The sequence below is a fragment of the Pseudomonas germanica genome, from assembly GCF_019614655.1.
Lineage (GTDB): Bacteria > Pseudomonadota > Gammaproteobacteria > Pseudomonadales > Pseudomonadaceae > Aquipseudomonas > Aquipseudomonas neuropathica.
The window spans coordinates 4377211-4393527 of the sequence record NZ_CP071586.1 but is presented as its reverse complement, the minus strand read 5'-3'; the positions used below and the strand labels follow the sequence as shown (position 1 = coordinate 4393527).

The 16317-nt window shown below is 58.3% G+C and carries 13 protein-coding genes; 8 read left to right on the top strand and 5 right to left on the bottom strand.

Going from position 1 to position 16317, the window contains the following annotated elements:
* Positions 1 to 23 precede the first annotated feature (23 nt).
* Complete coding sequence (locus J0G10_RS19325) at positions 24 to 1766, top strand: ABC transporter substrate-binding protein (protein WP_220556490.1); 1743 nt, start codon at positions 24 to 26, stop codon at positions 1764 to 1766.
* A 239-nt stretch (positions 1767 to 2005) separates the two neighbouring features.
* Here J0G10_RS19325 and J0G10_RS19320 read toward each other — a convergent pair whose 3' ends face one another.
* From J0G10_RS19320 to J0G10_RS19305, 4 genes are all read right to left on the bottom strand, one after another.
* Positions 2006 to 2383: a type II toxin-antitoxin system VapC family toxin gene (locus J0G10_RS19320; protein ID WP_008083738.1), complete on the bottom strand. Its 378-nt coding sequence runs from the start codon at positions 2381 to 2383 to the stop codon at positions 2006 to 2008.
* Positions 2380 to 2718: a type II toxin-antitoxin system Phd/YefM family antitoxin gene (locus J0G10_RS19315; RefSeq protein ID WP_245397987.1), complete on the bottom strand. Its 339-nt coding sequence runs from the start codon at positions 2716 to 2718 to the stop codon at positions 2380 to 2382. Before J0G10_RS19315 ends, J0G10_RS19320 begins: the two co-directional genes overlap by 4 nt.
* A gap of 233 nt (positions 2719 to 2951) precedes the next feature.
* A complete protein-coding gene (locus J0G10_RS19310; protein ID WP_220556489.1) occupies positions 2952 to 4385 on the bottom strand; it encodes a heavy metal sensor histidine kinase in 1434 nt (477 codons plus the stop codon).
* Positions 4382 to 5056 carry a heavy metal response regulator transcription factor gene (locus tag J0G10_RS19305; RefSeq protein WP_095048087.1) on the bottom strand — a complete coding sequence of 225 codons (675 nt, stop codon included), beginning with the start codon at positions 5054 to 5056 and terminating at the stop codon, positions 4382 to 4384. Before J0G10_RS19305 ends, J0G10_RS19310 begins: the two co-directional genes overlap by 4 nt.
* A 534-nt stretch (positions 5057 to 5590) precedes the next feature.
* Here J0G10_RS19305 and J0G10_RS19300 point away from each other — a divergent pair.
* The 7 genes from J0G10_RS19300 to J0G10_RS19270 all read left to right on the top strand — a co-directional run bounded on the left by J0G10_RS19300 (position 5591) and on the right by J0G10_RS19270 (position 14245).
* Positions 5591 to 6838 (top strand): TolC family protein, encoded by a 1248-nt coding sequence (locus J0G10_RS19300; protein ID WP_220556488.1) that lies wholly within the window; start codon positions 5591 to 5593, stop codon positions 6836 to 6838.
* A gap of 49 nt (positions 6839 to 6887) precedes the next feature.
* Entirely contained in the window at positions 6888 to 8075 is a 1188-nt protein-coding gene (locus J0G10_RS19295) for an efflux RND transporter periplasmic adaptor subunit (protein WP_220556487.1), read from the top strand.
* 14 nt (positions 8076 to 8089) lie between these two features.
* On the top strand, positions 8090 to 11239 hold the full coding sequence (locus tag J0G10_RS19290; RefSeq protein ID WP_220556486.1) for a CusA/CzcA family heavy metal efflux RND transporter: 3150 nt from the start codon (positions 8090 to 8092) through the stop codon (positions 11237 to 11239).
* Between the two features lie 223 nt (positions 11240 to 11462).
* Entirely contained in the window at positions 11463 to 11666 is a 204-nt protein-coding gene (locus tag J0G10_RS19285; protein ID WP_220556485.1) for a co-regulatory protein PtrA N-terminal domain-containing protein, read from the top strand.
* An 80-nt stretch (positions 11667 to 11746) separates the two neighbouring features.
* Positions 11747 to 12079: a DUF2790 domain-containing protein gene (locus J0G10_RS19280; protein WP_220556484.1), complete on the top strand. Its 333-nt coding sequence runs from the start codon at positions 11747 to 11749 to the stop codon at positions 12077 to 12079.
* 481 nt (positions 12080 to 12560) lie between these two features.
* Positions 12561 to 12941: a DUF6124 family protein gene (locus tag J0G10_RS19275; protein WP_220556483.1), complete on the top strand. Its 381-nt coding sequence runs from the start codon at positions 12561 to 12563 to the stop codon at positions 12939 to 12941.
* Between the two features lie 150 nt (positions 12942 to 13091).
* A protein-coding gene (locus J0G10_RS19270) for an IS3 family transposase (protein ID WP_320413737.1) occupies positions 13092 to 14245 on the top strand; the annotation gives its coding sequence in 2 pieces (ribosomal slippage) (positions 13092 to 13365 and positions 13365 to 14245; 1155 coding nt in all).
* 520 nt (positions 14246 to 14765) lie between these two features.
* Here J0G10_RS19270 and J0G10_RS19265 read toward each other — a convergent pair.
* Positions 14766 to 16091: an OprD family porin gene (locus J0G10_RS19265; protein WP_220556482.1), complete on the bottom strand. Its 1326-nt coding sequence runs from the start codon at positions 16089 to 16091 to the stop codon at positions 14766 to 14768.
* Between the last annotated feature and the right edge of the window lie 226 nt (positions 16092 to 16317).

Here is a 16317-nt window from a genome sequence, read left to right as displayed (position 1 = left end):
CACAACTTAAACAGGAGGTCTCTATGTTCGACAAAAACAATAAGCTGCGACATAGCATTTCATTGGCAGCCATGCTGGCACTCAGCGGTTTGAGCGCCGCCGCGTGGGCGGATGCCTACGAAGACGCGGCGAAAAAATGGATCGGCAGTGAATTCAAACCGTCGACCCTGACGGCCGAGCAGCAACTCGAAGAGTTGAAGTGGTTCATCAAAGCGGCCGAGCCGTTTCGCGGCATGGACATCAAGGTCGTTTCCGAGACCCTGACCACCCACGAATACGAGTCGAAAGTGCTCGCCAAGGCGTTCAGCGAAATTACCGGGATCAAGCTCACCCACGACCTGCTGCAAGAAGGCGACGTGGTCGAGAAAATGCAGACGGTGATGCAGTCGGACAAGAATATCTATGACGGCTGGGTCAACGACTCGGACCTGATCGGTACGCACTTTCGCTACGGCAAGACCGAATCGATCACCGACCTGATGGCCAACGAAGGCAAGAACTTCACCTCGCCAACCCTCGACATCAAGGACTTCATCGGCATCTCGTTCACCACCGCGCCGGACGGCAAGATCTATCAACTTCCCGACCAGCAATTCGCCAACCTCTATTGGTTCCGCGCCGACTGGTTCGAACGCGCCGATCTGAAAGCCAAGTTCAAGGAAAAGTACGGCTACGAATTGGGCGTGCCGGTGAACTGGTCGGCTTATGAAGACATCGCCAAATTCTTCAGCGAAGACGTCAAGGAGATCGACGGTAAACGCGTTTACGGGCACATGGACTACGGCAAGAAAGACCCGTCGCTGGGCTGGCGCTTCACCGATGCCTGGTTCTCCATGGCCGGTGGCGGCGACAAAGGGTTGCCCAACGGTTTGCCGGTGGACGAGTGGGGGATTCGCGTCGAGGACTGCCACCCGGTCGGCTCCAGCGTGACCCGTGGCGGCGACACCAACGGCCCGGCGGCGGTGTTCGCCACCACCAAGTATGTCGACTGGCTGAAGAAGTACGCGCCACCGGAAGCGGCGGGCATGACCTTCTCCGAATCCGGTCCGGTGCCGTCGCAGGGCAACATTGCGCAGCAAATCTTCTGGTACACCGCGTTCACCGCCGACATGACCAAGCTGGGCCTGCCGGTGGTCAACGCCGACGGCACGCCGAAATGGCGGATGGCGCCGTCGCCACGCGGGCCGTATTGGGAAGAGGGCATGAAGCTTGGTTATCAGGACGTGGGCTCGTGGACGTTCATGAAGTCCACACCTGAGAAACAGAAGCTCGCGGCGTGGCTGTATGCGCAGTTCGTCACCTCGAAAACCGTGTCGCTGAAGAAAACCATCGTCGGCCTGACGCCGATTCGTGAGTCGGACATCAACTCGCAAGCGATGACTGACCTGGCGCCGAAACTTGGCGGTCTGGTCGAGTTCTATCGCAGCCCGGCCCGCGTGCAATGGACCCCGACCGGCACCAACGTGCCGGACTATCCGCGTCTGGCGCAATTGTGGTGGAGCCACATCGCCGAAGCGGCCAGCGGCGAGAAGACTCCGCAGCAAGCGCTGGATGGGTTGGCGAAAGATCAGGACGCGATCATGACGCGTCTGGAACGCTCAAAGGCTCAGGCCACTTGCGCACCGAAGATGAATCCGGAGCGCGATGCTCAGTACTGGTTCGATCAACCGGGCGCACCGAAGCCGAAACTGGCGAACGAGAAGCCGAAGGGCGAGACCGTGAGCTACAACGAACTGCTGAAATCATGGGCGGATGCTCGGAAGTAAAAGCTGAACTGTGAAAGGCGAACGGCACCGCAAGGTGCCGTTTTTTTTGCTGCCTTTGCCATTGCTATCGCGAGCAGGCGAAGGCCTACAGTTTTTTGCATCGTTCACAGATGCGGTGTACGCCGCAAACCTCTGTAGGCCTTCGCCTGCTCGCGATAGCGGTGTGTCATACGAAAAAGATATCGACTGACCCGCCGCCGTCGTCAGCAGGCTGGTTCCCACAGGTTCAGGGGAGGTGATTAGACTAAAACAGCCAGATCGGTGTACCGAGCAACCAAAGCATCGGCTGTGAGCAACTTCATCGGTTCGGTCATTGCTGTGGCCACGATAATGCGGTCAAACGGATCGCGATGATGGTGCTCAAGATCCTTCACGGCGATGGCGTGCTCTGCAGTCACTGGCAGTTCGATAAAGCCACTGTCGAGACAATATTGGCGGACTTCTTCCAGATCAACATTCAGCTTGCCGAGCCCGACCTTGATCGCCATTTCCCAGAAGGTGGCGGCGCTGATGTAGATTTCGGCGGCGTTCTCAATCAGTTTTCTGGCTTTGCCGGACAGTCTGGCGTCATCACTGAGCGTCCAGAGCAAAATGTGCGTGTCGAGCAGAAGCCTCATGCTTGAGTGCCCTCAAATGCATCAAGCATGTCATCGGGCAATGGTGAGTCGAAATCGTCCGGTAACACCAGTTTGCCTTTCATTGCGCCAATACGTTGAGCGCTGGGTTTTCCTACGGGAACGAGGCGAGCCATCGGCCGGCCATGCTTGGCAATCGTGATGACCTGGCCAGCAGCGGCATCATCGACGAGTTTGGATAAATTATTTTTGGCTTCAGCCAGCGGAACGATGATCATCAGCTCACTCCTGTATTCTGGACAAATATAGCCAGAATATTTCAGCGCTGCCAATTCATACACCTCTTCAGCCCATTCGCAAACGATATCCCTGTTCATTTTTTGCCTCTCGTCGGTATTCCATCTGCCAAGGCCTCCACCATAGAGCCATCTGCTCAAAACTGGCTGTAGGACAAAACGGAGGTTGCGGCGAGAGCTTTCGGCGTTTGTGTGGGGACGGGAGCAAATCGGTAAAAAATCGTACAAAAATATCGACTGACCCGCCGCCATCGCTGGCAAGCCAGGCTCCCACAGGTTTTTTTAGTGTTCACAAGATTCGGGTACCCCGCAAATCACTGTGGGAGCTTGCCTGCAAGCGATGGGGCCGTTGATGGCACCGCAGGGAAACCGAGGCGGAACACCGTCATCGCCCCCGGCAAACTCTTAACCTCCGCCACACCCTGATGCAGGCTCATGATCGAGCGCACGATTGCGAGCCCCAATCCGGTGCTGCCCTGCGAGCGCGAGCGGCTGCTGTCGACGCGGTAGAAGCGGTCGAACAGATGTGGCAGGTGTTGCGCTTCAATCCCGGCGCCGGGGTTGCTGACCAGCAGGGATGCCTGCGTCGCACTCTGTTCGATCAGCAGCGTCACGGTTTTCCCGTTCGGGCAATGACGAAGCGCGTTGGACAGCAGATTGGAAATAGCCCGCTGAATCATTAACCGATCGCCCATCACCTGTGCGCTGCCAATGACATTCAAATGAATATCCTTATCCTGCGCCGACAACGAAAACATCTCCGCGACCTTCGCCGCCTCAACCTCCAGCGCCACCGCTTCAAACGGCGCCAGCGCCGACGGATGACTGACCTGCGCGAGAAACAACATGTCCGAGACAATCCGCGCCACGCGCTCCAGTTCCTCGGTGCACGACACCAGCACGTCCTTGTATTCCTCGGTCGTGCGCTCGCGGGACAAGGTCACCTGCGCCTTGCCCATCAGGTTATTGATTGGCGTACGCAGCTCATGCGCCAAGTCATCAGAGAACTGCGACAACTGCTGCACCCCGGCATCGAGCCGATGCAGCATGAAGTTGATGCCCTGCGCCAGTTCACTCAGTTCCTGCGGCATGTTCACCACGGACAGCCGGTGTTCCAGATCCTGGGTCGAGACCATCGCCGCCACTTTGCGAAACTCGCGCAGCGGCGCCAAACCACGCTGCACCGCGCCCCAAGCGGTCAGACCGATAAACACCAGCAACAACGGCAAGGCAATCAGCGTCGAGCGCAGATAGGCGCTTAGCAGCGCCTCATCGTGGGCGTTATCCACTGACAGCAGCACCGGCACGCTGCTGCTGTCCTTGAGGCGAATCAGTTTCGAGGCGGTGAGGAATTTCTTGCCATCAGCGTCGGTGCTGTCGCTGTAGGTCAGTTGATCGGTGGTGGCGCGCACCGCTTTCAATTCGACGCGCGGATCGCTCAATCCCGAGCCGGACTTGAGCAGCGGCGAGCGCCGATTGAGGCGGTCATAAATGGTCAGCGTCAGGTTGTCATGCCCCATCACCTGATCGAGCAGAATATGCGGCTTGCCGGTGATTTCATTGGCATCGACGTACAACGACAGGCTGTGTTCGACCTGCGCCATCTTCTTTTCCAGGCTGTCTCTGGCAAGCGAATTCAGCTCATGGGTCAACGCGAAATAGGCAAGGATCGCCAGAAACACCACCAATAGCGCGCCGAGAATACTCACCGTCAAACCGAGGCGCATCGACAGGCTGGAGGGTTTCATTCCCGCGCCTCCAGCACATAGCCGACACCGCGCAGGGTGTGGATCAACTTGCTGTCGAAAGGGTCGTCGATCTTCGCCCGCAAGCGGCGGATCGACACTTCGACCACGTTGGTGTCGCAGTCGAAATTCATGTCCCACACCAACGAGATGATTTGTGTGCGCGTCAGCACTTCGCCGGACTGGCGCATCAGCAGATGCAGCAGGGCGAACTCCTTGGTGGTCAGGTCAATACGCTGTTGTCCGCGAAACGCGCGATGGCGGCCCGGATCGAGCTCCAAATCAGCGACTTTCAGCACCTGCGGCACCGGGATATTTTCGCTACGACGCATCAAGGTGCGCACCCGCGCCAGCAGTTCGGGAAACTCGAACGGCTTGACCAGATAATCGTCGGCACCCAGATCGAGGCCGCGAATCTTGTCGGCCAGACGCCCGCGCGCCGTCAGCATCATCACCCGCGTCGAATGGGTGCGACGCAACTGTTCCAGCACACCCCAGCCGTCGAGTTCCGGCAGGTTCACATCGAGAATAATCAGGTCATAGGCTTGTTGTTGCGCCAGGTGCAGGCCATCGGCACCGGTGGCGGCGTGGTCAACGACATAACCACTTTCGGTCAAACCCTGATGCAAGTATTCGGCAGCTTTAAGCTCGTCCTCGACGACAAGGATTCGCATGATCTTTCACCACTTATATTTAATGGGTATTTAATTTAAAAGGCTCTCACCCTAACCCTCTCCCGGAGGGAGAGGGGACTGAGCGTGGGATATTTCAGAACTACGCCGACGTGAAAGAACGTTACTGAATCCATAATCAACTTGATGTAACAGGTCGATAAATAACGCCAGACACTTCGGTCGGCTCCCTCTCCCCCCGGGAGAGGGCTGGGGTGAGGGGAGTGCGGACAATAAAGGTTGTAGCGGCTACAGGGTCAACGCCCAAGCGCTTTAGATCAGTGTTCTGCGACAGTAGGTCGCAGTGCTGACCACCAAATTCTCTTGAGTTCACTTACGGCAAGTGCTGTTCAGCAGATAACTACCGTGTTTTTGTTTCCATGTATTTCGATAACGCCATTTGCACTTCGCATCCTAGAACAAAACAACTTCGGTAAACCGTGGATAACGGATTTGTAATGTTCCAGTCACCTTGTCGATAAGTTCAAAACCCTACCGTGGCGGCATCCGAGATTCTTGAATAAAGGAAGACTTCCATTGCCCGGTTTAATAGAACTGACGGCGCAATCACGCCTGAAAAAAACAGTCAGCGGCCTGGTGTTGTTGGCCAGCGCCGGCCTGGCGAGTGCCTCGACCCTGACCCTGGATCAAGCCCTGCAAAGCGCCTTTGCCGGCAACCCGGAACTGGCCGCCGCGCAATGGGAAATCGGCATCGCCCAAGGCGATCGGCAACAGGCCGGGCTGATCCCTAACCCTGAAGTGTCGTGGGAGGCCGAAGACACTCGCCGCGAGTCGCGCACGACCACGGTGATGCTCAGTCAGCCGATCGAACTGGGCGGCAAACGCGGTGCACGCATCGATGTCGCCAGTCGTGCGCAAGACGCGGCCGGCATCGAACTGGAGCGCAAGCGCAATGCCTTGCGTGCCGATGTGATTCAGGCGTTCAACAGTGCGCAAACCGCGCAGCAACGCTTGCAGCTGTCGCGTCAATCCCTGCAATTGGCCGAGCACGGTTTGCGGGTGGCGCAAGGACGGATCGAGGCGGGTAAATCGTCGCCGGTCGAAGGCACGCGGGCGCAAGTGCAGCTTTCGGAAGTGCGCCTTGAACTGAGCCGGGCAGAGCGCGATCAGGCCACCGCGTACCAACAATTGGCGCAAGTCATGGGCGCGGCATTGCCGACGTCGACCAAGGTGCAGGCGCTCACGCAAAGCATGCCGGCCGTACCCCCACCGACAAGATTGCTCGAGAGTTTGAACGAGACTGCCGAACTGCGTCTGGCCAAGTTGCAGATCGATCAGCGCGAAGCATCGCTGGGCCTGGAAAAGTCCCAGCGCATTCCCGATCTCACCGTGAGCATCGGCAGCCAGTACAGCGAAACCGAGCGCGAACGGGTCAATGTGGTCGGGCTGTCGATGCCGATTCCGCTGTTCAACCGCAATCAGGGCAACGTGCTCGCGGCCGCGCGCCGAACCGATCAGGCGCGGGATCTGCGCAACGCCACCGAGCTGCGATTGCGCACGGAAGTCCAGACCAGCCTTGAGCAATGGCAGACCGCCAACGGCGAAGTCACTGCGTTCAACCAGACCATCCTGCCCGCCGCGCAAAGTGCGGTCGACAGCGCCACGCGCGGTTTCGAAATGGGCAAGTTCGGCTTTCTCGATGTGCTCGACGCGCAACGCACCTTGATCAGCGCTCGCAGCCAATACATCCAGGCCGTCAGCGAAGCCACCGACGCCCGCGTACGCATCGAACGGATCTTCGGCGACCTCAGCGTCAGCCGTTGAATTTCACTTTTCAGACAACTGCGCGATGGCTCGGCGCAGAGGAGTTTCCATGGATAAAAAATTGATGATTGTCGCGGTGGCGACGTTGGCGCTGGGCATTGGTATCGGCTCGCAGTGGTCAGGTAACGCAAGCATCGACGCGCATGCCGACGAGACTTCTGAGCATGCCGATCACGCCGAAGAGGGTGCAGCGGCTGACCATGCCGAAGAGGGGCACATCGAATTGAGTGCGGAGCAGATCAGTGCTGCCGGCATTCAACTGGCCGAGGCAAAACCGCAAAACATCAGCCGCGGCCTGCCGTTCCCCGGCGAAGTGCGCTTCGACGAAGACCGCACCGCCCACGTTGTACCGCGCGTTCCGGGCGTGGTCGAGACGGTGGCGGTCAACCTCGGGCAGACGGTGAAGAAGGGTCAGTTGCTGGCGGTGATCGCCAGTCAGCAGATATCTGATCAACGCAGTGAGCAAGCTGCCGCGCAACGTCGTTTGGCCTTGGCGCGCACCACCTATGAGCGCGAGAAAAAGCTCTGGCAGGACAAGATCTCCGCCGAGCAGGATTTCCTCCAGGCGCGCCAGGCACTGCAAGAAGCCGAAATCGCCGTGAGCAATGCGCGGCAAAAGATCAGCGTGCTCAGCGGCAGCGTGGTCGCCACTGGCGGCAACCGCTACGAATTGCGCGCACCGTTCGACGGCGTGGTGGTGGAGAAACACCTGACGCCGGGCGAGGTCGTTGATGAAAGTACCGCGGCGTTCACCCTCTCGGATCTGTCGCGAGTGTGGGTGACGTTCGGCGTGTCACCGAAGGATCTGAACAAGGTTCAAGTAGGCAAAGCGGTCACCGTCAGCGCCCCGGAACTCAACGCAGAAGTGGTCGGCAGCGTGGCTTACGTCGGCAGCTTGCTCGGCGAACAAACCCGCACCGCGACCGTCCGCGTCACCCTGGAAAACCCACAAGGCTCGTGGCGTCCCGGCCTGTTCGTCACCGCGCTGGTCGCCACTGACAGCCGCGAAGCGAAAGTCGCCGTACCGGAATCTGCGATCCAGACCGTCGAGGACAAATCCACGGTGTTCGTGCGTACCGACGACGGTTTCGAAGCGCGCGCGGTTGAGCTGGGCAGCCGCGCAGCCGGCCATGTGGAAATCACACAAGGGCTGGAACCGGGCGCGCAAGTCGCCAGCGCCGGCAGCTTCGTCCTCAAGTCGGAGCTGGGCAAAGCCTCAGCCGAGCACAGCCACTGATCCGGAAGAATCCCATGTTCGAACGCCTGATCCAGTTTGCCATCGAGCAGCGCATCATCGTGCTGCTCGCCGTTCTGCTCATGGCCGGCCTCGGCATCGCCAGTTATCAAAAACTGCCGATCGACGCCGTGCCCGACATCACCAACGTCCAGGTGCAAATCAACACCGGCGCCGCCGGGTTCTCGCCGCTGGAAACCGAGCAGCGCATCACCTTTCCGATTGAAACCGCGATGGCCGGTTTGCCGGCACTTGAACAGACCCGTTCGCTGTCGCGCTCGGGCCTGTCGCAAGTCACGGTGATCTTCAAGGACGGCACCGACCTGTTCTTCGCCCGGCAATTGGTCAACGAGCGTCTGCAGATCGCCAAGGAGCAATTGCCCGAAGGCGCCGAAGCGGTGATGGGGCCGATTTCCACCGGCCTCGGCGAGATCTTTTTATGGACAGTGGAAGCCAAGGAGGGCGCACTCAAGGACGACGGCACAGCCTACACGCCGACCGACCTGCGGGTGATTCAGGACTGGATCATCAAGCCGCAATTGCGCAACGTGCCGGGCGTCGCCGAGATCAACACCATCGGCGGTTTCGCCAAGGAATATCAGATCGCTCCGGACCCGAAACGCCTGGCCGCGTACAAGCTGACCCTCACCGATCTGGTCACCGCGCTGGAGCGCAACAACGCCAACGTCGGCGCCGGTTACATCGAGCGCAGCGGCGAGCAATTGCTGATTCGCGCGCCTGGGCAAGTGGCGAGCACCGAGGACATCGCCAACATTGTCATGGCCAACGTTGACGGCACGCCGATCCGGGTGAAGAACGTCGCGACAGTGGAAATCGGCCGCGAATTGCGCAGCGGCGCGGCCACGGAAAACGGGGCTGAAGTGGTGCTCGGCACGGTGTTCATGTTGATCGGCGAGAACAGCCGCACAGTCTCGCAAGCGGTCGCCAGCAAACTCGAACAAATCAACAAATCCTTGCCGCAAGGCGTGATCGCCGTGCCGGTGTACGACCGCACGCACCTGGTCGATAAAGCCATCGCCACGGTGAAAAAGAACCTCATCGAAGGCGCGATTCTGGTGATCGCGATTCTGTTTCTGTTCCTCGGCAATATCCGCGCGGCGCTGATTACCGCGATGGTGATTCCGCTGTCGATGCTGTTCACCTTTACCGGCATGTTCAGCAACAAGGTCAGCGCCAACCTGATGAGCCTGGGTGCGCTCGACTTCGGCATCATCGTCGACGGCGCGGTGGTGATCGTTGAAAACACCCTGCGTCGACTGGCCCATGCGCAGCAGCATCACGGACGTTTGCTGACCCGTGCCGAGCGTTTCAAGGAAGTCTTTGCCGCAGCGAAAGAGGCGCGGCGACCGCTGATTTTCGGCCAGTTGATCATCATGGTGGTGTACCTGCCGATCTTCGCGTTGAGTGGTGTCGAAGGGAAAATGTTTCACCCGATGGCGTTTACCGTGGTCATCGCTTTGCTTGGCGCGATGCTGTTGTCGGTGACCTTTGTGCCGGCGGCGATTGCGCTGTTCGTCACGGGCAAGGTCAAGGAAGAAGAGGGCGCGGTGATGCGTGGCGCACGTCGCGTTTATGCGCCGGCGCTGGCCTGGGTCATGTCCCATCGCGCAATCGCAGTGGGCGCGGCGTTGGGTGTGATTGTGCTCAGCGGTATGCTCACCAGTCGCATGGGCAGCGAGTTTGTGCCGAGCCTCAGCGAAGGGGATTTTGCCCTGCAAGCGCTGCGCGTGCCGGGCACTAGCCTGACGCAATCGGTGGATATGCAGCAGCGCCTGGAGACGTTGATTCTGGCGAAAGTGCCGGAAGTCGAGCGCGTGTTTGCCCGCACAGGCACGGCCGAAATCGCCTCGGATCCGATGCCGCCGAACATCTCTGACAGCTACGTGATGCTCAAACCCAAGGACCAGTGGCCGGACCCAGGCAAGTCCCGCGAAACCCTGATGGCCGAACTGCAAGCCGCCGCCGCGACGCTGCCGGGCAGCAACTATGAACTGTCGCAGCCGATCCAGTTGCGTTTCAACGAGCTGATCTCCGGCGTGCGCAGCGACGTCGCGGTCAAGGTGTTTGGTGATGACATGGACGTGCTCAACGCCACCGCTGCGAAAATCGCTGCTGCCATGCAGAAGGTCAACGGCGCATCCGAAGTGAAGGTCGAGCAGACTACCGGGTTGCCGGTGCTGACCATCAACATCGATCGCGATAAAGCCGCGCGTTACGGACTCAACGTCGGTGATGTGCAGGACACCATTGCCGTTGCGGTCGGCGGGCGTCAGGCCGGGACGTTGTATGAGGGCGATCGGCGTTTCGACATGGTCGTGCGCTTGTCAGATGCCATGCGCAAGGACATCGACGGCTTGTCGGCACTGCTGATCCCAGTGCCGGCACTGAGTGGCGCTGCGAATCAGATCGGCTTCATCGCGCTGCAAGACGTCGCCAGCCTCGACCTGGTGCTCGGGCCGAATCAGGTCAGCCGCGAGAACGGCAAGCGACTGGTGATCGTCAGTGCCAACGTGCGCGGGCGTGATATCGGCTCATTTGTCAGCGAGGCCGGCGAAGTGATCGAACGTGACGTGCAGGTCCCTGCCGGTTACTGGACCAGTTGGGGCGGGCAGTTCGAGCAACTGCAATCGGCGGCCAAGCGCTTGCAGATTGTGGTGCCGGTAGCGTTGCTGTTGGTGTTCGGGTTGTTGTTCATGATGTTCAACAACCTGAAGGATGGCTTGCTGGTGTTTACCGGGATTCCGTTTGCCTTGACCGGCGGGGTGATGGCGCTGTGGTTGCGGGATATTCCGCTGTCGATTTCGGCGGGGGTCGGGTTTATCGCGTTGTCCGGGGTGGCGGTGTTGAACGGCTTGGTGATGATTGCGTTTATTCGTAATTTGCGCGAGGAGGGGCGGTCGCTTTCGGACGCCATTCACGAAGGTGCTCTCACTCGTTTGCGGCCAGTGTTAATGACAGCACTGGTGGCGTCGCTGGGCTTCATCCCGATGGCGCTTGCGACCGGCACCGGCGCGGAGGTGCAGCGTCCGCTGGCGACCGTGGTGATCGGCGGGATTCTGTCTTCCACGATCCTCACGCTGCTGATCTTGCCGGCGCTCTACCAACTCGCCCATCGCCGGGATGAGGACGCCGTTCCAACTAAATAGGTAATCCCCTCTGTAGGAGTGAGCCTGCTCGCGATAGCGGTCTATCAGTCAGATCTACATTGACTGACCCACCGCTATCGCGAGCAGGCTCACTCCTACAGGTTTTGTGTTCGGCTTCAGGAGAGTGCCGGGCACATAACGGATATGTAATTTCCCCGCCACCGTCACGATAGGTTCGGATTGTTACCTTGATCCCGTCAGTTACTTAAACGAGGAATCAACGATGAAACTTACCCAACTCACTGCCTTCGCAGCCGCTCTGGCGATCTCTTCCGTAGCGTTGGCAGAAGGCGGCGGCGACCGCACATTCGAGCGGATGATGACCAGCAACGACCGCTCCATGGAACTGTTCGTCGCCAAGGAAAAAGCCGCCGGCAACCCGGTTGTCGTCACTGACAAGAAAGACGACAAAACCCGCGACCTGTAAGCCTGCTGCACCTGAACAAGCCCTTCATCGCGCATCGATGCCGGGCTTTTTTTTCAAGCCGGGACGGGAAGGAAATGGATATGAACATGCTCAAGTGGATCGCGTTCGTCGGCGTAATGGCGATGTCTGCGAACGTGCTGGCCGAAGGCGGTGGTGACCGCACCTTTGAACGCGCGCTCAGCGCCAACAGCAAAGCCATGGAACAGTACGCCGCCAACCAGGGCAAAGCGCCGCCGGTGGTGAAGGATTACGAATACGGAATGAAGCTGGACGTGGTCAAAGTGGTGAGCGTGGTGAAGCCGCAGGCGGCGTGCAATGTCGTGCCGACCGCCATGACATATGAGGACTCCAAAGGTCAGCTCAACACCATCAAGTACAGCGTGATGGGCGTGTGTCGAAACGGCGGGAGCTGAATCCTTCACGGCGAAACGCGGTCCCGTGTAGGAGCTGCCGAAGGCTGCGATCTTTTGACTTTGATTTTCAAGATCAAGATCAAGATCAAAAGATCGCAGCCTTCGGCAGCTCCTACAGGGGCCGAATTGCAATATCACGCTGCGTATTTCAATTCGTGATGTTTAAAGGTTGTGTGAGAAGTCCGGAACCTTCCCACAATGTTTTCAGGTTGTCCGTCGGACGTCCGCTCTCTAGCCTGTGTGGGTCGCTGCCAATTCAGCGATCGGGATTGGAACCCTGCGGATCAACTGAAGCAAGACGCACTGTTCATGACGTATGCTTGCGCACTTTCATGTGTGCACTCCGTTATGGCGGCTGTGCGCGGGAGACTTCGAGTCTGTCGGGTTTGCTCAGTTGCCCGGGTTCCAACCTGCGTACAGCTGCCACCCTTTCGCGTGGAACCGAAAGGGCCAGCTCCACCTTCAAGCTGAGTAAAACATTATGAAAAAGCCAACCCCAAATCCCCCCGAAGCAGACGCAATCCCCGACGCGAACTCAACATCCCCTTACGCCTCCGTCGACACCCGAAAACTCCACGAAGCCGCCGACCGCGCCCTCGATTTCCACCTCAAACCCTCAGCCGCCATCATGTCCGCGCCATACATCCCCAGCCAGATGTTCCTCGTCAATCCCAAAGCCGATACCGAATCATTACTGGCCAACGCCAGCGAATCCCTGGCCTCTGCCACGGTGATGCTCGGTGACTTCGTCGCGCTTCTGGGCGGCACCCATCGCAAGACCCTGCTCGGCATCGCGCAGGTGGTCATGCTTGGCGAACTGGCGGTGAACAAGGCACTGGATAACGTAGATCCAAACGCGTAGTTATCAATGGCCAGTTTTTAACAGTTGTTTTTGCGTTGACCTCAAAATCCTGCCCCCTCACCCCAGCCCTCTCCCCCGAGGGGGCGAGGGGGAAGTGATCTGGCTTAATGATTCTGGACACCCCTAAAGGGCGTTAATCTACGCCCAACGATGAGGTGTGATTTGACCAGACGATATTTTTCAACAGATTTCAAACGGGATGCGGCTTGCCTGGTTTTGGATAAAGACTATTCGGTGAGTGAAGCCTGTGAAGCAATGGGCGTGGGCCCTACAGCTCTGCGCCGCTGGGTTGAACAACTGCGTGCGGAGCGCAGCGGCAAGACGCCTGAGAAGTCCAAGGCCATGACCGTTGACCAACAACGCATCCAAGAACTGGAAGCAACAATTCGACGGATTGAGCGCGAGAAGGAAATTTTAAAAAAGGCTACAGCTCTCTTGATGTCGGATTCCCTCGATCGGTAAGGCTGGTCGAGGAGTTAAGCGAGCAATATCCAAGATCCGAGTTGTGTGGCGTGTTTGGCATCAACCGCAGCAGTTATTACGAGCGTCTGAAACAGCGGGCGAAAGTGCATGTCGGGCGCGATCGCCTAAAGATCAAGGCTGCCGAATTACATGAGCAAAGTCGCGGCTCAATGGGCGCGCGCAGCCTGTCAAAAGCGCTGTGTAACGAAAAAGAGTCGGTAGGTCGTTACATGGCTCGTAGCCTGATGCGCGAGCTCGGTTTGAAGAGCCAGCAACGGCGCAGGCATCGGTACAAACCCAGCGGTGCGGAGGCGCAATACGCCCCCAATCATTTGGAGCGTAAATTCAATGTCGAGGCCCCCAATCGAGTGTGGTGTGGCGACGTGACTTACATTTGGGCCGGTACTTACTGGGTTTATCTGGCTGCTGTACTTGATCTGCATGCCCGCCGCATCGTCGGCTGGGCGATGTCCAGAAGTCCGGATTCAGCTCTGACCTGTCGAGCGTTAAAGATGGCTTTCGAGTCGCGAGGACGCCCTGAAAACCTAATGTTCCATTCGGATCAGGGCTGTCATTACAGCAGTAAAGTGTTTCGTGAAACGCTGGCGGACATGCGCATAAAACAAAGCATGAGTCGACGGGGAAACTGCTGGGATAACGCTCCGATGGAACGTTTCTTTGGCAGTTTGAAATCTGAATGGATACCCAAGGCTGGTTACCGAAACGAAGACGAAGCCAGCACCGATGTGTTGCGCTACCTGACCCACTATTACAATCGGATCAGGCTGCACAGTTACAACGGATATCGGACTCCGGTAGCAATGGAAGCCTTGGCAGCATGAGAAATGACCTAAACCCTATAACCGTGTCCAGTATCGTTTGACCAGATCAAAGGGAGCGGATCTTCAAGCCATTCAAAATCAGAGTACGCCTCGGTTTTTCAGGTCGATGTATCTTCAACAACCAGCTCGGTCAGTCCCCTCTCACCCATGGGGCGAGGGGGAAGGGAGCAGGCTTTCAAGCCATTCAAAACCAGAGTACGCCTCGGTTTTTCAGGTCGATGTATCTTCGACAACCAACTAGGTCTGTCCCCTCTCCTCCAGGGTGAAAGGGAACAGGCTTTCGAGCCATTCAAAACCAGAGTACGCCCCGGTTTTTCAGGTCGATGTATTTCCACTAAGCAGCGCGGTCAGTCCCCTCTACCTCTGGGAGAGGGTTAGGGTGAGGGCCGGGCCTGAACCTGGAATACATAACCACGGCAAAACGCAGAGCAAAAAAAAGCGCCCCGAAGGACGCCAAAAGATTCACCTCTTACCAAAGGAGCAAGGAGCTTCTAAAGGTGAATTTGCATCAACCGCGCAATCAAAGAATCGCCAGCGGATACTCGACAATCACCCGCACTTCATCCAGATCCGACTCGAACGCCGTGGCGCGGGTTGTGGCTTGGCGCAAGCGCAGTGACAGGTCTTTCATCGAACCGCTTTGCACCACGTATTTGACTTCGATATCGCGCTCCCAACGTTTCTGATCGGTCAGCGGATTGCCCTCGGCATCGCGGCGCATATACACGGCGTTAGCGTTGGAATAATCAGCGTCGGTGCCGCGTGCGTAACGGGTCATGAACGACAGACCGGGTACGCCATAAGTGCTCATGTCGAGGTCATAGCGCACCATCCACGAACGCTCTTTCGGCGAGTTGAAGTCGCTGTACTGGATCGAGTTGTCGAGGAAGATCGAATCGGACTGGCGCAGGTAATCGAAGTCGTCATTGCCGTTGTTGCGCTGGTGGGAGAGGGCGACGGAGTGGGCACCAAGCTTGACGCCAACGCGGCCGCTCCAGATGTTGTTGTCGAACTCGCCGAGCAGTTGTTTGCCCTCGTCGATGGCCTTGTAATAGTTCAGGCCACCGAACAGCGATAGGTCATCCGAGAGCGGATAGGTCCAGGCGGTGCCGGCGTAATACTGGTTCCACGCATCCTTCAGGCGACTGGAGTACAGGCTGAAACTGAGATTCTTGTTCAGCGCATAATCACCGCCGCCATACGCGATCCACGGCGAATTGACCGGGCCTGCGTAGAAGGTCGCGAAGTTCTCGCGCATGTCGCTGGACACCGGTTGGCTCATCGCGTGCAACCGACCGCCCTGCACCGACAGACCTTCAATGCTGGTGTTGCTCGCTGTCACCCCGCGAAAACTTTCCGGCAACAAGCGCGAGTCACCCGCCGCAACCACCGGGTTAGCCGGGAACACATCACCGACCTTGATCACCGTATCGAACGCCCGCACTTTCGCGGCGCCGCCGACCTTGGTGTATTCGTCCCGCGCTTCGCCGTCGCTGTTGACCGGCAACACATCAAACGAACTGCGCCCGCCATTACGGCCGTCACCGGTGTCGAGTTTCAGCCCAATCATCGCAAACGCATCGACCCCAACTCCGACGGTGCCTTGGGTGAAACCGGATTCGAACTTGCTGATCACGGCATGCGCCCAAGCCTCGGAATAACCGTTGCCGGTGGGGCTGGACTGACCATTGCGATGATCACGATTGAAGTAGAAATTGCGGTTGAGCAGCGTAAGGCTGCTGCCTTCGACAAAGCCTTCGGGTTTGTCTTCTGCAAACACCATGGACGGCCCGGCGCCGACCACCACCGCTAAAGCGGCCATCGATATTTTTGTAGGGTTAACCATCAAACACTCCTTGGGTTCGGCAGAACGGGAACGTGCTTCGGCGTGGGTTTTATTGTTCGGCGGGGCAGGGCCCGCCGGCATGGTCGCCGGGTGACATCGTTGCAAACTGCGGATAACGTCGAGGTGATGGGGGAATTACAATTTCGTCATGTGGTTATATGGATTGAGTGAACGCCACACAAACCTGTGGGAGCGAGCTTGCTCTGGGCGGCGTTCCGACGAAAGC